Genomic DNA, 21,674 nt, shown 5'->3' on the forward strand with positions numbered 1-21,674 from the left:
CATGCAACCGAGCGGCCTAGGAATGAATATTATTCTCGATTCTAGCCGAGCGCTGCGCCGCCGTGGCGCTAGAAAATCCGGGCCGTTGCGGCAAACCGACGCCCCTGGACGGCAAGGCCCCCGCCACAGGGCGCCTAGCGCAATACATTGCGCACGAAGCGCAGCGGCGTGTCGGCGTCGTTGCGATAGGAATACGGCTGCGCGCTGCTGTAGATGGCGAAGTCGTTGGCCTGCACCGGCTGTGTCACGCCCGACAGCTCCAGCAGCAGCGTGCCCTCGATGACGTAGATCATCTCGTGCCAGCCTTCCGGGTCGGGCTCGGCCACGTAGGTTTCGCCCGGCCCCAGCGACCAGATCCAGAGCTGCGCCTCACAGCTGGCGGGCGCGGCGCCCAGCAGCACGGCCTGGCTGCCGGGGCGCTTGCCGCGCCAGGCGCGGGCCTCGATGCGGCGCCGTTCGCGCGCCGGATCGCTGACCAGGTCGACAAACCCCACATCCAGCGCCTGCGCCAGCTTGTCCAGGCTGGACAGGCTGATGTTGGCGTTGCCCGCTTCCAGGCCGGCGATCATGCGGCGGCTGATGCCGGAGGCGTCGGCCAGCGCCGACTGGCTCAGGCCGGCCAGCTTGCGCAGCCGTTTCAGATTGGCCCCCACGTGCGTGAGGACATCGCTGTCGGAATTGGTAATGTGCAGTATATTGCTCAAATTAGTGACACCTGAAGTCCGCCGTGAAACCCGAATCGATGTTTGCCTTGTCGCGCCAGGAAATCGCCCTGGTGCTGGTCACCATGCTGTGGGGAAGCACTTTCCTCATTATCCATATCGCCATGCAGCATAGCGGACCGCTGTTCTTCGTGGGGGTCCGGTTCACCGTGGCCGGGCTGGTGTCGATGCTGCTGTTCCGCAAGCACATGGCCGGGCTGACGCGGCGCGAGGGCGGCGCCGGGGTGGCGATCGGCTGCGCCCTGTTCCTGGGCTATTACCTGCAGACCTACGGCCTGCAGACCATCACCAGCAGCCAGTCGGCCTTCATCACCGCGCTGTACGTGCCGATCGTGCCGCTGTTGCAGTGGGCGGTGCTCAAGCGTCCGCCCGGCCTGATGAGCTGGGTCGGCGTGGGGCTGGCGTTCACCGGACTGGTGCTGCTGGCCGGGCCCGAGGCCGGCGCGCTGCATGTCAGCCCCGGCGAGCTGGCGACGCTGGCGGGCGCCGCGGCCATCGCCGCCGAGATCATCCTGATCGGCCATTTCGCGCGGTCGGTGGACAGCCGCCGCGTCACCACGGTGCAGCTGCTGACGGCGGGACTGGCGTCGTTCGCGCTGATGCCGGTGCTGGGTGAGCCGATTCCCGCCTTCTCGTGGTTGTGGGCCGGCGCGGCGATCGGGCTGGGCCTGGCCAGCGCGGTGATCCAGCTGACCATGAACTGGGCGCAGAAGTCGGTGTCGCCGACCCGCGCCACGGTGATCTACGCCGGCGAGCCGGTCTGGGGCGGCATCGTCGGCCGGCTGGCCGGCGACCGGTTGCCGGGGCTGGCGCTGGTGGGCGGGGCGCTGATCGTGGCGGGGGTGCTGGCCAGCGAGATCAAGTTCAAGCGCAAGCCGAAGACGCGGCCGCGCGAAGCCTGAGCGCCGGGCCTCAGCCCGCCCGTTCGAGGAACGCCTGGAGCGCCGGCACCGTGTTCAGCACGTGCTGGCGCATCGCCGCCTCGCAGCGATCAGGGTCGCCGGTAAGCAGCGCGTCGATCAGTTCCTGGTGCGATTCGCGCACCCGCAGCACGCGCCCCGGCTGGGCCGCCCACAGGCGCATGTAGGGCTCGACCACCGAGTGCAATTCGGAGATCTGCCGCAACAGGCGCGGCTGCTGGCAGAAGCTGCACAGGTATTCGTGGAAGTCGCGGTGGGCGCTGGTCCAGTCCAGGTCGTCGCCCGAGCCCTGCTCGAGCTGGTCCAGCATGCGGGCCAGGCGGCGGATGTGCTCGGGGCTCATGTGGCGCACGGCGTTGCGCATGGCCAGCCCTTCGAGCACCGAGCGCATTTCGAAGACTTCGCGCATTTCCTGCTGGTTCAGGCCGCGCACCACCGCGCCGCGGTTGGCGCGGATCTCGACCAGGCCCTCGGAGGCGAGCCGGCGCAGCGCGCCGCGCACCGGCATGCGGCTGGTGCCGATCTCGCTGGCGATGACCTCGGGCACCAGGCGGTGGCCGGGCGGATAGTTGCCCAGCCGGATCTCGCGCTGCAGGTGCTGGTAGGCCTCTTCTTCGGCGCTGACGGCTGTCTTCTGAAACTGCAGCATTCTCGTCCCCGGGTTTTCAAAGCCGCCATGATAGATAAACGCAAAAATAACACAAATTGGATCCAGTGATCCATGGATGCAAATACCAATGGCCGGACCGGCGGCGCTCGCGTCAAATCCGTCCTGGCGCGTCGGCCGGACGCGTCCGCCGGCATTGCAAGGGGCAGCAGACCCGCCTGGCGCCATCGCTCGACCGACATAACGCATTCAAGGGGAATCCATGACTTTCCGTCTCATCCGCGCCCTGGCCGGCGCCGCCGCCGTGGCCTTCGCCGCGCAAGCCGGCGCCCAGGCCACCGACTGGCCGCAGCATCCGGTGCGCATCGTGGTGCCGTTCCAGGCCGGCTCGGCCACCGACCTGATCTCGCGCCAGCTGGGCGCGGCCTTGTCGACCGAACTGGGCCAGCCGTTCGTGGTGGAAGCCCGCCCCGGCGCCGCCGCTGCGATCGGCAGCGCCTCGGTGGCGCGCTCGGCGCCCGACGGCTACACGCTGCTGATGGGCGGTCCGGCCGCCATCGTCACCAACCGCTTCCTGCAGAAGCGCCTGGCCTATGACCCGGACGCGTTCGCGCTGGTGTCGATGGTGGCGTACACGCCCAACATCCTGCTGGCCAATCCGCAGCAGCCGTTCAAGACCCTGCCCGAGATGATCGCGTACGCCCGCGCCAACCCGGGCAAGCTGACCTACGCCTCGTTCGGCACCGGCACCACCTCGCACATGGCGGGCGAAATGCTCAAGTCGGTGGCCGGCATCGACATCCTGCACGTGCCCTACAAGGGCGCCGGCGAAGCCATTCCGGCGCTGCTGAGCGGCCAGGTGTCGATGTACTTCGACACCATCATGACCGGCCTGCCGCAGGTCAAGAGCGGCGCGCTGCTGGCGCTGGGCATGTCCAATTCGCAGCGCTCGGCGCTGGCGCCGGACATTCCCACCATCGCCGAGCAGGGCTATGCCGGCTACGACATCGCCCCGTGGTACGGGCTGGTGGCGCCGGAAGGCACGCCCGCGCCGATCCTCGACAAGCTCAACCGCGCCGTCAACAAGGTGCTGGCGGATCCCGCATTGCGCGGTAAGCTGGCCGAAGCGGGCGCCGAGCCGCGCGGCGGCAGCCGCGAGGAATTCGCCGCCTTCATCAAGGCCGAGATCCCGCGCACCAAGCAGCTGATCGACCAGGCCGGCATCACCCCGCAGTAATCTCCCTCGCAACCTTTCTCGCCACCATGTCCACTTCCTTCGATTGGTCTTTCCCGTACGCTTCCCGAAAAATGCCGGTGCTGGCCGCCAACGCGGTCGCCACCAGCCAGCCGCTGGCGGCGCAGGCCGGGCTGCGCATGCTGCTGGCCGGCGGCAATGCCGTGGACAGCGCCATCGCCACCGCCATCGCGCTGACCGTGGTCGAGCCCGTGATGAACGGGATCGGCGGCGACATGTTCGCGCTGGTCTGGCACGAAGGAAAGTTGCATGGCCTGAACTCCAGCGGCTGCTCGCCAGCGGCGTGGACGCCGGAGTACTTCGCCGGCCGCGAGGCGATGCCGGGCACCGGCTGGGGCACGGTCACCGTGCCCGGCCAGGTGGCGGGCTGGAAGGCGCTGTCCGACCGCTTCGGCAAGCTGCCGTTCGCGCAGTTGTTCGAGCCCGCCATCGCCTACGCCGAGCACGGCTTCGCGGTCAGCCCCACCATCGCGCGCCAATGGGCCGCGCAGATGCCCAAGCTGGCGCGGGAGCCGGGCTTCGCCGACGCCTTCCTGCCGCAGGGCCGGGCGCCGCAGGCGGGGGAATGGTGGCGCTTTCCGGACCAGGCGCGCACCCTGCGCGACATCGCCGAGAGCGGCGGCGACAGCTTCTACCGCGGCGCGCTGGCCAACAAGATCGCCGACTTCGCCGCCCGCACCGGCGGCGCGCTGACCGCGGACGACCTGGACCAGCACCGTCCCGAGTGGGTCGAGCCGATCTCGCAGTCGTTCCGCGGCTACCAGCTGCATGAAATCCCGCCCAGCGGCCAGGGCATCTCGGCGCTGATGGCGCTGGGCATGCTGGAGCAATTCGACCTGGAGTCGATGGGCCGCGACAGCGCCGATTACTACCACGTCAGCATCGAGGCCATGAAGCTGGCCTTCGCCGACCTGCATCAGCACGTGGCCGACCCGCGCCACATGCGCACCGACGCCCGCGCCCTGCTCGACCCGGCCTACCTGGCCGAGCGCGCGCGGCTGATCTCGATGGACCGCGCCGCCGTGCCGGTGGCCGGCACGCCCGCCACCGGCGGCACGGTCTACCTGACCGCGGCCGACGCGGCCGGCACCATGGTGTCGTTCATCCAGTCCAACTACCACGGCTTCGGTTCCGGCGTGGTGGTGCCGGGCACCGGCATCAGCCTGCACAACCGCGGCCTGAACTTCGTGCTGACGCCCGGCCACGCCAACCAGGTCGGTCCGCGCAAGAAGCCGATGCACACCATCATCCCGGCCTTCATCACCCGGGGCGGCGAACCGCTGATGTCGTTCGGCGTGATGGGCGGCTCGATGCAGGCGCAGGGCCACCTGCAGATGGTCACGCGGCTGGCGGCCTTCGGCCAGAATCCGCAGGCCATGAGCGACGCGCCGCGCTTTCGCGTGGAAAAGGGGCCGGTGGTCAACGTCGAGGCGCACCTGCCCGCCGACGTGGTGGATGCGCTGCGCCAGCGCGGCCACAACGTGGCGGTGGCGCCGGCCGACAGCCTGGAATTCGGCTCGGCGCAGCTGATTTGCCGCCTGCCGCAGGGCGGCTACTTCGCCGCGTCCGATTCGCGCCGCGACGGCCAGGCGGTCGGCTTCTAGGCATTCCAGGCGCGACGGCCACGGCGGCGGAACACGCCGCCGGAAAGGCGCTTGATCGGTCATATGGGCGACGCCTGGCGCGGCGATACTGCCGCGCAGACCCCCCAAGGCCCTTATGAACCGCATCCTGTCCGCCGTGGCGCTCGCCGCCGCGCTCGCCCTACCCGCCAGCGCCCTGGCGGCCCTGCCCATGGCCGTGGACGGCCAGCCCCTGCCCTCGCTGGCGCCCATGCTGGAGCGCGTCACGCCGGCGGTGGTCAACATCTCCGCGCAGGGCGAAGGCGGCCAGGCCCGCGCCCCCCCCCGGGCGCCAGAGCATCGGCTCGGGCGTGATCGTCGACGCGGCCCAGGGCAACATCCTGACCAACCATCACGTAGTGCGCGGCGCGGCCTCGATCCGCGTGTCGCTGCAGGACGGCCGCAGCTTCACCGCCACCGTGGTCGGCAGCGATCCGGACACCGACCTGGCGGTGCTGCGCATTCCGCCCGACAAGCTGCAGGCCCTGACCCTGTCCGATTCCAGCGATCTGCGGGTGGGCGATTTCGTGGTCGCCATCGGCGATCCCTACGGCCTGGGCCAGTCGGCCTCGTCCGGCATCGTGTCGGCGCTGGAGCGTTCCAGCCTGCGCGCGGCCGGCTACCAGAACTTCATCCAGACCGACGCCTCCATCAACCCCGGCAACTCGGGCGGCGCGCTGGTCAACCTGAACGGCGAGCTGGTCGGCATCAACACCATGATCTACACGCCGTCGGGCGGCAACGTCGGCATCGGTTTCGCGATTCCGTCGAACCTGGCGGGCGAGGTCATGCGCCAGCTGCTGCAGCACGGCCAGGTGCAGCGCGGCGGGCTGGGGCTGGACACCATCGACGTCACGCCGCGCAACGCGCGCCAGCTGGGCATGGCGCCGAACGCCAGCGGCGTGGTGGTGGCGCGCGTGGCGGACGGCTCGCCGGCACAGCAGGCCGGGGTGCAGGCGCGCGACCTGATCCTGGCGCTGGACGGCAAGCCGATCGGCACCAGCGCCCAGCTGCGCAACGCCGAGGGCCTGCTGCCGGTGGGCAAGCAGGTGCGGCTGACGCTGTCGCGCGGCGGCCAGCGCTCGGAGGCGACGCTGCGGATCGAGCCCGAGAAGAACGAGCGGCTGCACGGCGGCTCGCTGGACGCGCGCCTGAACGGCGTGGAGTTCACCGAGATCGGCCGCGAGCAACGCCTGAAGGGCAACGACGGCGTGGCGGTCAGCGCCACCTATCCCGAGCGCGGCGCGGTGGCCGCGCGGATGCAGCGCGGCGACATCATCATCGGCGTCAACCAGCGCCCGGTCAGCCGGCTGGCCGACCTGCGCGGCCTGCTGGGCGGCGCGACGCCCGGGCAGCCGCTGCTGCTGACGCTGGTGCGCGGCCAGGCCATGTACACCTTGCAGATCCAGTAGGCGCCGCCGACGGGAACCCGGAAGCGTCGGCCCGCCCTGACGGGCCGACGGGACGCCGAACCGGCGATAATGCTTCCCGCACCGGATTCCCGTCATCGCTGCCCATGCCCTTTCCTGCCGCTTCCCTCGCCCTCTGGGGCATTTCCGCCCTGGCCATCCTCGGCATCCTGCTGCGCCCCCTGGAAGCTGCCCGAATACGTCTGGGCCGGCGGCGCCGCGCTATTGCTGACGGCGACCGGGCTGATCCCGTGGCAGGCGGCGCTGGGCGCGGTCGGCAAGGGGCTGGACGTGTACCTGTTCCTGATCGGCATGATGGTGCTGGCCGAACTGGCGCGCCAGCAGGGCCTGTTCGACTGGCTGGCGATGGTGGCGGCGCGCCACGCGCGCGGCTCGGCGCGGCGGCTGTTCGACCTGGTGTTCCTGGTGGGCATCCTGGTGACCGTGTTCCTGTCGAACGACGCCACCGCCGTGGTGCTGACGCCGGCGGTGTACGCGGCGGCCAAGGCCGCCGGGGCGCGGCCGCTGCCGTATCTGTTCATCTGCGCCTTCATCGCCAACGCCGCCAGCTTCGTGCTGCCGATCTCCAACCCCGCCAACCTGGTGGTCTACGGCAGCCAGATGCCGCCGCTGCTGGACTGGCTGCAGCGCTTCACGCTGCCGTCGCTGGCGGCCATCGGCCTGACCTACCTGGCCCTGCGCTTCAGCCAGCGCGAGGCGCTGCGCCAGCCGCTGCGGGCCGACATCGTGCCGCAGCCGCTGGCCGCGGGCGCGCGCCTGACCGGCATCGGCATCCTGCTGACGGCGGCCGTGCTGATGCTGGCGTCGGCGCTGCACGCCGACCTGGGCCTTCCGACCTTCATCGCCGGCCTGGCCACCGCCGGCGTCATCCACCTGAAGCAGCGGCTCAGCCCCCTGCCGGTGCTGCGGCACGTGGCCTGGGGCGTGCTGCCGATGGTGGCCGGCCTGTTCGTGCTGGTGGAAGGCCTGGCGCTCAGCGGCGCGATCGACGCGCTGGCGCGGGCGCTGCTGCGGCTGGCAGGCGACTCGGCCGGCGGCGCGCTGTGGGGCGCGGGCATCGTGGCGGCGCTGGCCAGCAATGTCATCAACAACCTGCCAGCCGGCCTGATCGCCGGCTCGGTCGGCCAGATCGCCGACCTGCCGGCGCAGACCGCCGGCGCGCTGCTGATCGGCGTGGACCTGGGGCCCAACCTGTCGATCACCGGCTCGCTGGCGACGCTGCTATGGCTGATCGCCGTGCGGCGCGAGGGCCAGCACGTCGGCGCGCTGCGCTTTCTCAAGCTGGGCGCGTGGGTGATGCCGCCGGCGCTGCTGGGCGCGTTGCTGATGCTGGCGCTGGCCGGCGGCTGAATCCCCGCGGCGGCGTCACACGCCGCTCCCGCGCGCCCTCGCACGCCGTCCCGGCGGCCCCGCGCGAAAGGCTCAAGACTGGGGCTGGGCCAGCAGGCGCTGGATCTCGGCCTCGGTCTCGGCATAGCGCCCCTCGCCGAAATGGCGATAGACGATGTTGCCGCCCTTGTCGATCAGGTAGAACGCGGGCCAATACTGGTTGCGGTAGGCGTCCCAGGTCTTGTACTGGTTGTCCTGCGCCACCGGATATTCGATGCCGAAACGCTTGATGGCGTCGGCCACGTTCCTGGTGGTGCGCTCGAACGGGAATTCCGGCGTGTGCACGCCGACCACGACCAAGCCCTGGTCCTTGTACTTCTGGTTCCACTGTTTCACGTACGGCAGGGTGTTGATGCAATTGATGCAGGTGTAGGTCCAGAAATCGACCAGCACCACCTTGCCGCGCAGGCCGGCCAGGGTCAGCGGCTCACTGTTGAGCCAGGTCTGGATGCCGGTGAACTCCGGCGCGGGGGTCGGCGCGGGCGCGGCGGCGTGCGCGGCGGCGCCGAGCAGCAGGCCGGCCAGGGCCAGTTTGGCGGAAACGAGGGCCCGGCGGGCCGGCAGGCGGATGGACAGCATGGTGCGCTCCTTCAGGTTGCGGATAAACGGGTCAGGAAAACAGGCGGCTGATCCAGGCATAGGCCAGCACGTCGTATTGGAAATGGATGGCGACGGCCGAGGCCACCAGCAGCACCCCGAAGGCGCGTTGCAGGCGCACGGCGTGGCGGGCGATGGCGCCGACCCGGCGCGCGGCCAAGCCGCCGCCGTAGGCGATGGCCAGCATCGGGATGCCCGCGCCCAGCCCGTAGACCAGCAGCAGCAGGCTGGAATGCGTCAGGTTGTCGGCGCGCGCGGCCAGGATCAGGATCGACGCCAGCACCGGGCCGGCGCACGGGGTCCAGACGGCGCCCAGCGACATGCCCAGCAGGAAGCCGCCGGCATTGCCCGAACCGCCCCTGGCGCCCAGGCCGATCACGCCTTGCAGCGGACCGCTCAGGCGCGCCGCCAGCCAGTCGTAGGGTTGCGGCCAGATGCGCGCCAGGCCGAACAGCGCCAGCGCCGCCACCGACACCGCGCGCACCGTCTCGTGGGCCGATTCGACCGCGCCCGACAACAGGCTGAGCGCGATGCCCAGCCCGGAAAAGGCCGCGACGAAGCCGAGCACGATGCACAGCGGCCGCAGGCGGCCGCCGCGCTCGACCGCGCTGCCCAGCAGGATCGGCAGCAGCGGCAGCACGCAGGGCGAGGCCACCGTCAGCATGCCGGCGGCCAGGGCGAGGGGGGTGTCGATCAGGGTGGTCATGGCGCGGCGGTCCGTTTGTGTCTCGATGACCGCATTGGACGCGCGCCGCGTATCCGTCCTGTGCCCGGAAAGCGGGTTTTTGCCCGGCTTTTGTATCGTGTCCGGCCCCGCATACACTACGACACACTTGGCGGCGCGAGCGGCGCTATAACCTGCCGGACACCCGTTGCCGGAGCCCGCGCATGAACACCGTTCCCCTTCCCCGCCCCCGCCTTTCCTGGCGGCGCCTGCTGGCCGTGCTGGCGCTGCTGGCCGGCGGCCTGGGCGCCGAGGCCGTCCAGCCCGGCCCCTGCCAGCTGATCGTCAACAGCCAGGCGCGCCGCCGCGCGCATCCCGCTGAGTAGAATGCGCCATGGACAATCCAGACCACATCCTGATCGTCGATGACGACCGAGAGATCCGCGAACTGGCCGGCAACTTCCTCAAGAAGAACGGCCTGAACGTCACCCTGGCCGCCGACGGCCGGCAGATGCGCACGCTGCTCGAAACGCTGACCGTCGACCTGATCGTGCTGGACATCATGATGCCCGGCGACGACGGCCTGGTGCTGTGCCGCGAGCTGCGGGCGGGCAAGCACCGGCGCACCCCGATCCTGCTGCTGACCGCGCGCGACGAAGACATGGACCGCGTGCTGGGGCTGGAGATGGGCGCCGACGACTACCTGGTCAAGCCGTTCGTGGCGCGCGAGCTGCTGGCGCGGATCAAGGCGATCCTGCGCCGCACCCGCATGCTGCCGCCCAATTTCCAGGTCACCGAACCGGGCCGCGCCGTGCGTTTCGGCGACTGGACGCTGGACACCACCGCGCGCCACCTGGTCGACGCCGAAGGCACCCTCGTGTCGCTCAGCGGCGCCGAGTACCGGCTGCTGCGCGTGTTCCTGGACCACCCGCAGCGCGTGCTGAACCGCGACCAGCTGCTGAACCTGACGCAGGGCCGCGACGCCGATTTCTTCGGCCGCTCGATCGACCTGCTGGTCAGCCGCCTGCGCCAGCGGCTGCGCGAGGATGCGCGCGAGCCGATGTACATCAAGACGGTGCGCAGCGAAGGCTATGTGTTCGCCGCGCAGGTCGACGTGTCCGAGGCCCCCTAGATGCCCGCCCTGGTCCCGGCGCTGCGCCGCTGGCCGCGCACCCTGGCGAGCCGGCTGTTCCTGATCTTCCTGGTAGGCCTGGTGCTGGCCCACGGGCTGTCGTTCGGGCTGCAGTTCTACGAGCGCTACCAGTCCGCCAAGAGCGTCATGCTCGACAACCTGGAGCGCGACGTGGTGGTGGCGCTGGCGGTCCTGAACCGCCTGCCCGCCGACGAACGCGCCGCCTGGCTGCCGCGGCTGAGCGCCAGCAACCGCCAGTACCAGCTCGGCCCCGGCGACTTCGACCGGCCGTTGCAGACGCCCGCCGCCGAAGCGGTGCGCGACTCGATCCAGGCGGCCCTGAACAACGCCTATCCCCTGGCCTTCGGCGCCGTCGGCGACGACCCCAAGCACATCCAGGCGCGCGCCACGCTGGCCGACGGCCAGGCGGTGACGCTGGACATCCACATGGCCGTGATGCCGCTGGCGATGTGGCTGCCGGCGGTGCTGCTGGCGCAACTGGCGCTGCTGATCCTGTGCGCGTGGCTGGCGGTGCGGCTGGCGATCCGGCCGCTGACGCAGCTGGCCGGCGCCGCCGACGCGATGAGCCCCGACCGCCGCAGCCCGCGCCTGGCCGAGGACGGGCCGGCCGAAGTGGCGCAGGCCTCGGCCGCCTTCAACGCCATGCAGGACCGCATCGCCGCGCACCTGGCCGAACGCATGCAGATTCTGGGCGCGATTTCGCACGACCTGCAGACGCCGATCACGCGCATGAAGCTGCGCTCGGAATTCATGGACGAATCCGCCGACCGCGACAAGCTGGCGCATGATCTGCAGGAAGTGGAGCAGCTGGTGCGCGACGGCCTGGCCTATGCGCGCAGCGCCGGCGCGGCCACCGAGCCGCCGGCGCGCATCGACCTGGACGCGTTCCTGGACAGCCTGGTGTGCGACTACGCCGACATCGGTAAACCCGTGACGCTGCAGGGCCGCTGCCCCGGCCCCTGGCAGACGCGCCCGCGCGCGCTGCGCCGGATCCTCGGCAACCTGATCGACAACGCGCTGAAATTCGGCGGCGCGGCCGAGGTCGAGGTCGGCGCGGCCGACGATGGCCGCGGCGTGTCGATTCGCGTGCTGGACCGCGGCCCCGGCATTCCCGAACACGAATTGCAGGCCGTGCTGCAGCCGTTCTACCGGCTCGAAGGCTCGCGCAACCGCGACAGCGGCGGCACCGGCCTGGGCCTGGCGATCGCGCGCCAGCTGGCCGACGTCATCGATGGCGAGCTGCGCCTGCGCAACCGCGCGGGCGGCGGCCTGGAGGCACAAGTGCTGCTGCGGCCGAACGCCTGAGCCGACGCCGGCTCACGGCGCGACGCGGTTGTCCGGCACGCGCGTCTGTCCATGAAACGCGTCTGTCCATGAAACGCGTTTATCCGGCATGGAAAAAGCCCCGCGATGTCGCCATCGCGGGGCTTTTTTTCTGATGCGAACAAGGTCAGAGAATCGCCAGTTCCACATCGATGTTGCCGCGGATCGCGCCCGAGTACGGGCAGGTCTGGTGCGCGGTGTCGACCAGCTGGCGTTGCTGTTCGGCCGCCAGGCCCGGCAAGGCGATGTTCAGCTTGACCGCCAGCGCGTAGCGCGCGCCGCCGTCGGTCTTGCCCAGCGACACCTCGGCGTCGACCGCCACGTCGCGCGGCACGGCGATGCCGAGCTTGGCGCCGGCCAGCTGCATCGCGCCGATGAAGCAGGCCGAGTAACCGATGCCGAACAGCTGCTCGGGATTGGTGCCGGGCCGGCTCGACCCCGGCGGGCTGAGCGGCAGCAGCAGCGCGCCGTCATCGGTGCGGCCGGCGCCGTCGCGGCCGCCGGTGGTGTGGGTGTGGGCGGTGTACAGCACCGTTTCCAGCGAATGGGACATGATGGCTCCTGGTGTCGGAAAAAGGGAGAACCTGGATTGCACCAAGGCGCTGTATCCTGCCTGTGTCCGCGATCCGCGGGTTTTGCGTCGTACTGTATCCGGGCGCGCCCCCCTTCCCATGGAATCTTCCCCCGCATGAAACGAGCGATCATCATCGGCGCCACCTCCGGCATCGGCCGCGAACTGGCCAAGCGGCTCTCGGCCGAGGGCTACGTGCTGGGCCTGGTGGGGCGCCGCGCCGAACTGCTCGACAGCCTGCGGGCCGAATTGCCGCGCCCGGCCCACACGCTGGCGCTGGACATCGCCCGCGACCCCGGCGCGGCGCAGGCGGTGCGCGACCTGATCGCCCAAATGGAAGGCCTGGACCTGTTCGTCATCAGCGCCGGCGTCGGCTTCCTCAATACCGACCTGGAGTGGGACAAGGAGGCCGACACCATCGCCGTCAACGTGCAGGGCTTCGCCGCCATGGCCAACGTCGCGCTGCGGCATTTCATCCTGCACCGCAAGGGCCACCTGGTGGGCATCTCGTCGGTCGCGGCGCTGCGCGGCAGCGGCGCGGCGCCGGCCTACAACGCCTCCAAGGCGTTCGTGTCGAACTACCTGGACGGGCTGCGGCGGAAGGTGCGGCGCCTGCAGCTGCCGATCGCGGTCACCGACGTGCGCCCGGGCTTCGTCGCCACCGCCATGGCGCAAGGCCAGGGCCTGTTCTGGGTGGCGTCGCCGGAGAAGGCCGCGCGGCAGATCGCCGCCGCCATCCGCCTGCGCAAGAAGCGCGCCTACGTGACGCGCCGCTGGGCGCTGATCGCCGCGCTGCTCAAGCTGATGCCGTAGGCGCCGCGCCGGCCTCCGGCGCCAGCTGCGTGAACGCGCCGGGGCCGGCGCGCTCGGTCATGGCGTCGAGGATGCGCTGGATCAGTTCGGGCACCAGCGGATGCGGCGGTTGGCCCGCCAGCGCGGCCATGCCCACGCAGTAGTCGATGACCGGCCGGAACGGACGCCGGACGATGCCCATGTCCTGGCACAGGCCGGCGAACAGGCCGTTGACGATCGACACGCCGATGCCTTGCGCCGCCAGCCGGCAGGCCATTTCCACCGAGTGCACCTCGGCCTTGATCTGCGGCATCATGCGGCCCTGGCGGAAGGCCTGGTCGATCTGCTGGCGCAGCGAGCGCTGCCGGCCCAGCAGCACCAGGTCGACGCCGATGAGGTCGGCCGGGCCGATCGCGTCGAGCGCCTGCAGCGGATGCCCCGGCGGCATGACGCAGACCGCCTCGGTGGCCAATCGCAGCAGCATCGACAGGCCCGAATTCATCGGCGGCGAGCGCACCAGCGCCAGGTCGGCCTCGCGGCCCAGCACCGCGACCTCGCTGGCTTCGTAGGTGCCCACCAGCACTTCGAGCGCGACGTCGGGATGATCCGCCAGGAAGGCCTCGGCCACCGCCGGCATGACCGATTGCGCCACCGTGCTCGGCAGCTGCACGCGGATCAGCGTGCGCCGCTGCCCGCCCAGCCGCAGCTGGTTGACGTGGCGATGCAGGGACTCGGCATCCGAGATCATGTTCTGCACGTCCGGCAGCAGCGATTCGGCCTCGGCCGTGGGGTGCAGGCGGCCCTTGCGGCGCACGAACAGCGGCACGCCCAGGTCGGCCTCGAACTGGCTCAGGAGGCGGCTGACGGCCGGCTGCGACGAGCCCAGCCGCTGCGCGGCCTCGATGGTCGAGCCGGTGGTCATGAAGGCGAGAAACGCCTCTAGCTGCTTGAAGTTCATCCTGTCCCGCAAGGTCCGCAATGCCGGCCCCGCGCGGCGAATCGACGCGCGGGGCCTAGGGTTAACACCAAATTTCTCGTCATTCACATAGCCATATGCCGCCTTCGCATACGGTTGCCAGCCGGGCGCGATGGATCGAACATTCCGCCCATCCGGATTCTCGCCATTCATGAATCCGCAATCAATACGCGATATCGCCGATATTGTCCGGCAAGGAGCCCCCCGATGCGCGCCGTTCCGTTTCCCGCTTCCTGTCGCCGCGAGGCGCCATGACCGCGTTCATTATCCGCCGGCTGTGCCAGAGCCTGGTGATCCTGGCGCTGACCTCGCTGATCGTGTTCGCCGGCGTCTACGCCATCGGCGACCCGATCGAGATCCTGGTGCCGGCCGACGCCACCCAGGCCGAGATCGCGCAGGCGGTGCAGTCGCTGGGCCTGGACCTGCCCCTGTACCAGCAATACCTGAAGTTCGTCGGCAACGCGCTGCACGGCGACCTGGGCAACTCGTTCGTCTTCAACCAGCCCGCCATCCAGCTGATCCTGCAACGCCTGCCGGCCACGCTGGAGCTGGCCTGCGTGGCGCTGATGCTGGCGCTGGCCATCAGCCTGCCGCTGGGCCTGGTGGCCGGCCTGAAGCCGGATTCGGCGCTGGACCGCGGCATCATGACCGGCTCGATCCTGGGATTCAGCCTGCCCAACTTCTGGCAGGGCATCATGCTGGTGCTGATCTTCTCGGTGACGCTGGGCTGGCTGCCGTCCACCGGCCGCGGCCCCACCGGCGAGATCTTCGGCATCTCCACCAGCCTGGCGTCGTGGGACGGCATCCGCCACCTGATCCTGCCGGCGCTGAACCTGGCGCTGTTCAAGATCGCGCTGATCGTGCGCCTGACCCGCAGCGGCGTGCGCGAGACGATGCCGCTGGACTACGTGAAGTTCGCCCGCGCCAAGGGCCTGCGCGAATCGCGCGTGATCTATATGCACGTGCTCAAGAACATCATGATCCCGATCGTCACCGTGGTCGGCATGGAGTTCGGCTCGCTGATCGCCTTCGCCACCGTCACCGAGACCATCTTCGCGTGGCCCGGCGTGGGCAAGCTGATCATCGACAGCATCATGAAGCTGGACCGCCCGGTGGTGGTCGCCTACCTGCTGATCGTGGTCACCATGTTCATCGTGCTCAACCTGCTGGTGGACATTATCTATTCCGTGCTGGATCCCCGTGTCCGCGTGGGAGCCTCCGAATGACATTGCTTCCCAACAAATGGCTGCCCAGCCGCGACACCACCCTGGGCCAGGCGCTGCACGGCGTGCTCGACAGCCGCCCCGCGACCCTCGCCGCGATCATCTTCCTGCTGCTGGTGCTGGCCGCGCTGCTGGCGCCGTGGATCGCGCCGCAGAACCCGTATGACCTGGCCGCCATCACCATCCTGGACGGCCGCATGCCGCCGGGCAGCCAGGGCATCTATGGCGACATCTACTGGGCCGGCACCGACGCCCAGGGCCGCGACATGCTGTCGGCCATGATGTATGGCCTGCGCACCAGCCTCTCGGTGGGCGTGCTGAGCGGCCTGTTCGCCATGGCCGTGGGCACGGTGCTGGGCCTGACGGCGGCGTACTTCGGCGGCCGCATCGACGCGCTGATCATGCGCCTGGTGGACCTGATGCTGGGCTTTCCCACCATCCTGGTGGCGCTGATGATGCTGGCCATCCTGGGCCAGGGCGTGGACAAGGTGATCCTGGCGCTGGTGGTGGTGCAATGGGCCTATTTCGCCCGCGCGGTGCGCGCCACCGCGGTGGTCGAACGCCGCAAGGAATACATGGAGGCGGCGCTGTGCCTGGGCCTGAGCCACCGGCGCGCGCTGTTCAGCCAGCTGCTGCCGAACTGCATCCCGCCGGTCATCGTCATCGCCATGATCCAGACCGCCAACGCCATCGCCGCCGAAGCCACGCTCAGCTTCCTGGGCATCGGCCTGCCGGTCACCGAGCCGTCGCTGGGCCTCTTGATCGCCAACGGCTACCAGCAGATGCTGGCCGGCCTGTACTGGATCAGCGTGTTCCCCGGCGTGCTGCTGCTGACCGTGGTCTTCACCATGAACATCGTGGGCGACCGCGTCCGCGAGGCGCTCAATCCGCGCCTGCAGAAATAGGAAGCGCCATGCATTCGGCATCCCCCACCCTTTCCGTGCGCAACCTGCGCACCTGGTTCCACACCCGCGCCGGCCTGGTGCGGGCGGTGGACGACGTCAGCTTCGACGTCCATCCCGGCGAGATCCTCGGCCTGGTCGGCGAGTCCGGCTCGGGCAAGTCCATCACCGGCTTTTCCATCCTGGGCCTGATCGATCCGCCCGGGCGCATCGACGGCGGCCAGATCCTGTTCAAGGGCACCGACCTGGCGACGCTGTCGCGCGAGGAACTGCGCCAGCTGCGCGGCAACCGCATCGCCATGGTGTTCCAGGACCCGATGATGACGCTGAACCCGGTGTTCCGCATCGAGACCCAGATGGTCGAGACGGTGCTGAGCCACGAGCGCTGCAGCCGCAAGGCGGCCTGGGACCGGGCCCGCGACACGCTGGCCGCGGTCGGCATCCCGTCGCCGGCCGAGCGCTTGAAGGCTTATCCGCACCAGCTGTCGGGCGGCATGCGCCAGCGCGTGGCGATCGCCATCGCCATGCTGCACAAGCCCGACCTGATCATCGCCGACGAACCGACCACGGCGCTGGATGTCACCATCCAGGCGCAGATACTGGCCGAAATGCAGAAGCTGTGCGCCGAGACCGGCACCGCCATGGTGTGGGTCAGCCACGACCTGGCGGTGGTGGCGGGCCTGGCCGACCGCGTCTGCGTGATGTACGCCGGCCGCGTGGTCGAGTCCGGCAGCACCGACGACATCCTCGACCGTCCGCGCCACCCGTACACCATCGGCCTGATCGGCTCGGTGCCGAGCAACGAACACACCGGCGACCGCCTCTACCAGATCCCCGGCATGGCGCCGTCGCCGCTGGCGCTGCCGGCCGGCTGCGCCTTCAACCCGCGCTGCGGCCACGCCACCGAGCGCTGCCGCGCCGAACAGCCGCCGCTGGAGGCCGCCGGCGGCCGCGGCCTGCGCTGCTTCCATCCCCAGACTGGAGTGCTTTCGTGAGCCCGACGATCCTGATGCAGGCCAACCAGGTGTCGCGCCTGTTCGTGAAGCGGCCCGACTACGCCGAACGCCTGGCCGGCCTGCTGGGCGCTAAGGTGGCCTCGCACACCGTGCACGCGGTCGACCGCGTCGACCTGACCATCCACCAAGGCGAAGTGGTCGGCCTGGTGGGCGAATCCGGCTGCGGCAAGTCGACGCTGGGCCGGGTGCTGGCGGGCATCCTGCCGGCCACCTCGGGCAGCATCCAGACGCCCGCCGGCGAACTGTCCACCCTGAGCGGCCGCGCCGCGCACGCGCAGCGGATGGCCACGCAGATGATCTTCCAGGACCCGATGTCCTCGCTCAATCCGCGCAAGCGGGTGCGCGACATCATCGGTGAGGCGCCGCTGGCCAACGGCATCATCGCGCGCCGCGACTACGACGACTACGTGGTGCAGGTGATGCGGCGCGTGGGGCTGGACCCGGACTACCGCAACCGCTTTCCGCACCAGTTCTCGGGCGGCCAGCGCCAGCGCGTGGGCATCGGCCGAGCCTTGGCGGTCAAGCCTGGCTTCCTGATCTGCGACGAGTCGATCGCGGCGCTGGACGTGTCGATCCAGGCGCAGATCCTGAACCTCTTCATGGACCTGCGGCAGGACCTGGGCCTGACCTATCTCTTCATCAGCCACGACCTGGGCGTGGTGCGGCGCATCAGCGACCGCACCGTCATCATGTACCTGGGCCGGGTGGTCGAATCCGGCCCCACCGCCGAGGTGTTCGCCGCGCCGCGCCATCCCTACACCCAGGCCCTGCTGCAGGAAGTGCCGCGGCTGTCGAACCGCAAGCGGCGCTTCAACGCCATCAAGGGCGAGATCCCGTCGCCACTGCATCCGCCGGCCGGCTGCCATTTCCATCCGCGCTGCCCGCAGGCCATGGCGCGCTGCAGGACCGAACAGCCCTTGCTGCGCGTCACGGCCGACGGCCATCAGGCCGCCTGTCACCTGCTCGACGGCGCCGGCGCCGCGCCCCTTCAAGGAACTCCCGCCGCATGAACCGCTTTTCCACTCCGATCCGCCGCGGCGTCGCCGTGCTGGCCCTGCTGGCGCTGCTGGCCGGCGCCGCGCCCGCCCTGGCGCAGCCGCTGCTGACCATCGGCCATTCCAGCGAACCGTCGTCGATGGACCCGCTGTTCTCGCGCACCGGCAACAACCAGGCCGCCGCCGAGAACATCTTCGAGCGGCTGGTGTCGACCGACGAGAACATGCAGATGCGGCCGGGCCTGGCCCTGTCGTGGCGGGCGCTGGCGCCCGATACCTGGGAGATCAAATTGCGGCCCGGCGTGCGCTTCCATGACGGCACGCCGTTCAGCGCCGACGACGTGGTCTTTTCGCTGGCGCGCGCCCAAGGTGCCGAACAGCCCGGCGCCGTTCAGCGGCGCGGTGCGCTCGATCGCCGCGGTCGAGGTGGTCGATCCGCTGACGCTGCGCATCCGCACCAAGGAACCCACGCCCGACTTCATGGAGCAAATCGGGCTGGTCTACATCCTGTCGCGCCACGCGGCGCAGGACAAGCGCTCGGAAGACTTCAACAGCGGCGTAGCGACCATCGGCACCGGCCCCTACAAGTTCGTGCGCTGGCAACCGGGCGACAGCCTGGAGCTGGCGCGCAACGACGCCTACTGGGGCGCGCGGCCGGACTTCGACCGCGTGGTGATCCGCTACATCGCCAACGACGCGGCGCACATCTCGGCGCTGCTGTCGGGCACGGTCGACCTGATCGACAGCGTGCCGCCGACCGACGCCAAGGCGCTCACGGGCAAGGCCGGCTATACGCTCTATCGCTCGCCGTCGGCGCGCCTGATCTACCTGGCGCTGGACTCGGCGCGCGACGCCAGCCCGTTCGTCACCGACGCGCAGGGCAAGCCGATGACGGTGAACCCGCTCAAGGACGTGCGGGTGCGCCAGGCGATCTCGAAAATGTTCATGCGCGGCCCCATCACCGAGCGCCTGCTCAGCGGCGCCGGCGTGCCGGCCGGCCAGATGGTGCCCGAGGGCCTGGGCGGCTACAGCCCCAACCTGCCGGCGCCCGCCTACGACCTGGAGGGCGCGCGCGCCCTGCTGGCCGAGGCCGGCTATCCGCACGGCTTCGGCCTGACGCTGCATTCGTCCAACGACCGCTTCGCCGGCGACAGCGACCTGGCCCAGGCGCTGGCGCAGATGATGGCGCGCGCCGGCCTGCGCATCAACGGCGTGGTGACCCAGCCCTACAACGTCTACGCCGGCGCCAGCGGCAAGCAGCAGTACAGCGCCTTCATCTTCTCGTACGGCAACAGCACCGGCGATTCGTCCAATGGCCTGACCAATGTGCTGGCCACCTACGACAAGGCCGCTGGCACCGGCGCCTTCAACCGCGCGCGCTATTCCAATCCGGCCGTCGACCGCCTGCTGGCGCGGGCCGCGGTGGAGTTCGACCCAGCGCAGCGCGACGCCCTGCTGCGCCAGGCGGCGGAGACCGCCTTCAACGACGTCGGCATCGTGCCGCTGTATTTCCCGGTGGCCTTCTGGGCCGCGCGCGACGGCACCGTCATGCGCGCCAACAAGCTCGAACGCACCTCAATGCTGTACATACAGGAAGCAAAATGACCGCCCCCGAAGTTTCTCCCGCCGTTCTGCTGGCGGACCAGATGGTGCGCATGCGCGACGGCGTGCGCCTGGCCACCGACGTGCACCTGCCGCCCGGCTATCGTCCCGGCCACGACGCCCCGCTGCCCGTGATCCTGGAGCGCACGCCCTACGGCAAGGCCGAGGTGTCGCGCTCGGAACAGATCGACGGCCGCCTCGGCGTGCCGCGCCCGGACGTGGCGCGCTACTTCACCGCGCGCGGCTTCGCGGTGGTGTTCCAGGACTGCCGCGGCCGCTACGGCTCGGAAGGGCATTTCACCAAGTACCTGTCGGAAGGCCCGGACGGCTTCGACACGCTCGCCTGGATCCTGCAACAGCCGTGGAGCAACGGCCGCGTCGGCACCATGGGCCTGTCGTATGCCGCGCACACGCAGATGGCGCTGGCCTGCCTGAATCCGCCGGGCCTGGCCTGCATGGTGCTGGACTCGGGCGGCTTTTCCAACGGCTACCAGTGCGGCATCCGCCAATCGGGCGCGTTCGAGCTGAAGCAGGCCACCTGGGCCTACAAGCAGGCCAAGCTGAGCCCGGCCGCGCAGCAGGACCCGCTGGTGCTGGCCGCGCTCGAAGCCGAGGACATCCGCCAGTGGTTCACGCGCATGCCGTGGCGTCCCGGCCATTCGCCGCTGGCCAGCGTGCCCGAGTACGAGGACTACCTGTTCGAGCAATGGCGCGCCGACGCCTTCGACGAATCCTGGCGCCAGCTGGGCATCTACGCCCAGGGCTACTACGACGCGATTCCCGACGTCCCGGTGGCGCTGATGTCCAGCTGGTACGACGCCTACGTGCGCACCACCATGGAGAACTACGCCGGCCTGACGCAGGGCCGCCGGTCGCCGGTGCGGCTCATCATGGGGCCGTGGCTGCATGGCGACCGCAACACCACCCACAGCGGCGATGCCGAATTCGGCCCGCGCGCCGCCTTCGACGGCAACCTGGCGCAGCACTGGCTGGGCTTCCGGCTGGCGTGGTTCCAGCGCTGGCTGCAGGACGCCCCCGCCGGCGCCGCACCGGACCCGGCGGCGCGCCTGTTCCTGATGGGCGGCGGCAGCGGCGCGCGCGACGCGCAGGGCCGCTTCGACCACGGCGGCGCCTGGATCCAGGCGGACGCCTGGCCGGTGCCGCAGGCCCGCGCCACCGCCTTCTACCTGCACGCCGACGGCCGCCTGGATCAGCGGGCGCCGGCCGGCGATGCGGGCCAGCTGCGCTACCAGTACGATCCGCGCAATCCGGTGCCTACGATCGGCGGCGCGCTGACCTCGGGCCAGCCGGTGTTCGAGGGCGGCGGCTTCGACCAGCGCGAGGATGCGCGCTTTTTCGGCGTGCGCCAGCCCGGCCTGCCGCTGGCCGCGCGCGACGACGTGCTGGTGTTCCAGACCGAGCCGCTGCCAGAGGCCCTGGCGGTGGCCGGGCCGGTGACCGTCAGGCTGCACATCTCGTCCGACTGCCCCGACACCGACTTCACCGCCAAGCTGATCGACGTCTACCCGCCCAGCGCCGACTACCCGCAGGGCTACGCGCTGAACCTGACCGACGGCATCTTCCGCTGCCGCTTCCACGAGACCTGGGACGAGGCGCGGCCGCTGGCGCCGGGCAAGGTCTACGAGATCACCATCGAGCCGTTCGCCACCTGCAACCTGTTCCAGCGCGGCCACCGCATCCGCCTGGACATCTCCAGCAGCAACTTCCCGAAGTACGACGTCAACCCGAACAGCGGCGAAACCGCCGCCGACGCACGCGAGAAGCGCATCGCGCTGAACACGCTGCACCTGTCGGCCGCGCACCCGTCCAGCGTCACGCTGTGCGTGGCCACGCCGAGCGACCTGACGCCACTGCCCGCGCACGGTGCGCTGCCATGACCCGCTAGCGCCCGCCC

20 protein-coding genes and 2 pseudogenes are annotated in these 21,674 nt (G+C 70.3%); 16 read left to right on the plus strand and 6 right to left on the minus strand.

Annotated features, from left to right (window positions below; translation table 11 throughout):
* Positions 1–134 precede the first annotated feature (134 nt).
* On the minus strand, positions 135–704 hold the full coding sequence (locus AOZ49_RS19230; RefSeq protein ID WP_054431593.1) for a helix-turn-helix domain-containing protein: 570 nt from the start codon (positions 702–704) through the stop codon (positions 135–137).
* A 38-nt stretch (positions 705–742) separates the two neighbouring features.
* Here AOZ49_RS19230 and AOZ49_RS19235 point away from each other — a divergent pair, with 38 nt between their 5' ends.
* Complete coding sequence (locus AOZ49_RS19235; protein WP_054477164.1) at positions 743–1,624, plus strand: DMT family transporter; 882 nt, start codon at positions 743–745, stop codon at positions 1,622–1,624.
* Positions 1,625–1,634: 10 nt separating this feature from the next.
* On the opposite strand, the gene AOZ49_RS19240 is transcribed toward AOZ49_RS19235, so the two are convergent.
* A complete protein-coding gene (locus AOZ49_RS19240; protein ID WP_054431594.1) occupies positions 1,635–2,291 on the minus strand; it encodes a GntR family transcriptional regulator in 657 nt (218 codons plus the stop codon).
* Positions 2,292–2,511: 220 nt separating this feature from the next.
* Here AOZ49_RS19240 and AOZ49_RS19245 point away from each other — a divergent pair, with 220 nt between their 5' ends.
* The 4 genes and pseudogenes from AOZ49_RS19245 to AOZ49_RS19260 all read left to right on the plus strand — a co-directional run bounded on the left by AOZ49_RS19245 (position 2,512) and on the right by AOZ49_RS19260 (position 7,906).
* Entirely contained in the window at positions 2,512–3,486 is a 975-nt protein-coding gene (locus AOZ49_RS19245) for a Bug family tripartite tricarboxylate transporter substrate binding protein (protein WP_054431595.1), read from the plus strand.
* Between the two features lie 26 nt (positions 3,487–3,512).
* Positions 3,513–5,108 carry a gamma-glutamyltransferase gene (ggt, locus tag AOZ49_RS19250; protein WP_054477166.1) on the plus strand — a complete coding sequence of 532 codons (1,596 nt, stop codon included), beginning with the start codon at positions 3,513–3,515 and terminating at the stop codon, positions 5,106–5,108.
* Positions 5,109–5,437: 329 nt separating this feature from the next.
* Complete coding sequence (locus AOZ49_RS19255) at positions 5,438–6,538, plus strand: trypsin-like peptidase domain-containing protein (protein WP_231690391.1); 1,101 nt, start codon at positions 5,438–5,440, stop codon at positions 6,536–6,538.
* A 104-nt stretch (positions 6,539–6,642) separates the two neighbouring features.
* Positions 6,643–7,906, plus strand: a pseudogene (locus AOZ49_RS19260) (arsenic transporter).
* Positions 7,907–7,978: 72 nt separating this feature from the next.
* Here AOZ49_RS19260 and AOZ49_RS19265 read toward each other — a convergent pair.
* The gene (locus tag AOZ49_RS19265; RefSeq protein WP_156333158.1) at positions 7,979–8,524 is read right to left on the minus strand and encodes a thioredoxin family protein; all 546 of its coding nucleotides are present in this window, start codon (positions 8,522–8,524) and stop codon (positions 7,979–7,981) included.
* A gap of 31 nt (positions 8,525–8,555) precedes the next feature.
* Positions 8,556–9,248, minus strand: a complete 693-nt coding sequence (locus AOZ49_RS19270; protein ID WP_054477168.1) for a cytochrome c biogenesis CcdA family protein — start codon at positions 9,246–9,248, stop codon at positions 8,556–8,558.
* Positions 9,249–9,430: 182 nt separating this feature from the next.
* On the opposite strand from AOZ49_RS19270, the gene AOZ49_RS32580 reads away from it, so the two are divergent.
* Genes AOZ49_RS32580 through AOZ49_RS19280 form a run of 3 tightly spaced genes read left to right on the plus strand, consistent with a single transcriptional unit; the run spans position 9,431 to position 11,664 of the window.
* On the plus strand, positions 9,431–9,592 hold the full coding sequence (locus AOZ49_RS32580) for a hypothetical protein (protein ID WP_156355684.1): 162 nt from the start codon (positions 9,431–9,433) through the stop codon (positions 9,590–9,592).
* Between the two features lie 8 nt (positions 9,593–9,600).
* Positions 9,601–10,338, plus strand: coding sequence for a response regulator (locus AOZ49_RS19275; RefSeq protein WP_054431600.1), 738 nt, complete (start codon positions 9,601–9,603; stop codon positions 10,336–10,338).
* The gene (locus tag AOZ49_RS19280; protein WP_054477170.1) at positions 10,339–11,664 is read left to right on the plus strand and encodes a sensor histidine kinase; all 1,326 of its coding nucleotides are present in this window, start codon (positions 10,339–10,341) and stop codon (positions 11,662–11,664) included. It abuts the gene before it with no gap.
* Between the two features lie 145 nt (positions 11,665–11,809).
* Here the strand turns inward: AOZ49_RS19280 and AOZ49_RS19285 are convergent, their stop codons facing one another.
* The gene (locus AOZ49_RS19285) at positions 11,810–12,235 is read right to left on the minus strand and encodes an organic hydroperoxide resistance protein (protein ID WP_054477172.1); all 426 of its coding nucleotides are present in this window, start codon (positions 12,233–12,235) and stop codon (positions 11,810–11,812) included.
* Positions 12,236–12,370: 135 nt separating this feature from the next.
* Between AOZ49_RS19285 and AOZ49_RS19290 the strand changes: the two genes are divergently transcribed.
* A complete protein-coding gene (locus AOZ49_RS19290; RefSeq protein WP_054431603.1) occupies positions 12,371–13,066 on the plus strand; it encodes an SDR family NAD(P)-dependent oxidoreductase in 696 nt (231 codons plus the stop codon).
* Here the strand turns inward: AOZ49_RS19290 and AOZ49_RS19295 are convergent.
* Positions 13,050–14,003 carry a LysR family transcriptional regulator gene (locus AOZ49_RS19295; protein ID WP_054431604.1) on the minus strand — a complete coding sequence of 318 codons (954 nt, stop codon included), beginning with the start codon at positions 14,001–14,003 and terminating at the stop codon, positions 13,050–13,052. The genes AOZ49_RS19290 and AOZ49_RS19295 overlap by 17 nt on opposite strands.
* A gap of 269 nt (positions 14,004–14,272) precedes the next feature.
* Here AOZ49_RS19295 and AOZ49_RS19300 point away from each other — a divergent pair, with 269 nt between their 5' ends.
* The 7 genes and pseudogenes from AOZ49_RS19300 to AOZ49_RS19325 all read left to right on the plus strand — a co-directional run bounded on the left by AOZ49_RS19300 (position 14,273) and on the right by AOZ49_RS19325 (position 21,657).
* Complete coding sequence (locus AOZ49_RS19300; protein WP_054477258.1) at positions 14,273–15,247, plus strand: ABC transporter permease; 975 nt, start codon at positions 14,273–14,275, stop codon at positions 15,245–15,247.
* Positions 15,244–16,149 (plus strand): ABC transporter permease, encoded by a 906-nt coding sequence (locus tag AOZ49_RS19305; protein WP_054431605.1) that lies wholly within the window; start codon positions 15,244–15,246, stop codon positions 16,147–16,149. The genes AOZ49_RS19300 and AOZ49_RS19305 overlap by 4 nt, the downstream gene beginning before the upstream one ends.
* A gap of 8 nt (positions 16,150–16,157) precedes the next feature.
* Positions 16,158–17,141 carry an ABC transporter ATP-binding protein gene (locus tag AOZ49_RS19310; RefSeq protein WP_054431606.1) on the plus strand — a complete coding sequence of 328 codons (984 nt, stop codon included), beginning with the start codon at positions 16,158–16,160 and terminating at the stop codon, positions 17,139–17,141.
* A complete protein-coding gene (locus AOZ49_RS19315) occupies positions 17,138–18,172 on the plus strand; it encodes an ABC transporter ATP-binding protein (RefSeq protein ID WP_082380501.1) in 1,035 nt (344 codons plus the stop codon). The genes AOZ49_RS19310 and AOZ49_RS19315 overlap by 4 nt, the downstream gene beginning before the upstream one ends.
* Before the next feature lie 215 nt (positions 18,173–18,387).
* Positions 18,388–18,453: pseudogene (locus AOZ49_RS33845) on the plus strand (hypothetical protein); the annotation flags it as partial.
* A 16-nt stretch (positions 18,454–18,469) separates the two neighbouring features.
* On the plus strand, positions 18,470–19,762 hold the full coding sequence (locus tag AOZ49_RS19320; protein WP_255353699.1) for an ABC transporter substrate-binding protein: 1,293 nt from the start codon (positions 18,470–18,472) through the stop codon (positions 19,760–19,762).
* Positions 19,759–21,657: a CocE/NonD family hydrolase gene (locus AOZ49_RS19325; protein WP_054477174.1), complete on the plus strand. Its 1,899-nt coding sequence runs from the start codon at positions 19,759–19,761 to the stop codon at positions 21,655–21,657. The genes AOZ49_RS19320 and AOZ49_RS19325 overlap by 4 nt, the downstream gene beginning before the upstream one ends.
* Positions 21,658–21,674 lie beyond the last annotated feature (17 nt).

The organism is Achromobacter sp. 2789STDY5608615 (genome assembly GCF_001298995.1).
Taxonomy (GTDB): Bacteria; Pseudomonadota; Gammaproteobacteria; order Burkholderiales; family Burkholderiaceae_B; genus Achromobacter; species Achromobacter insuavis.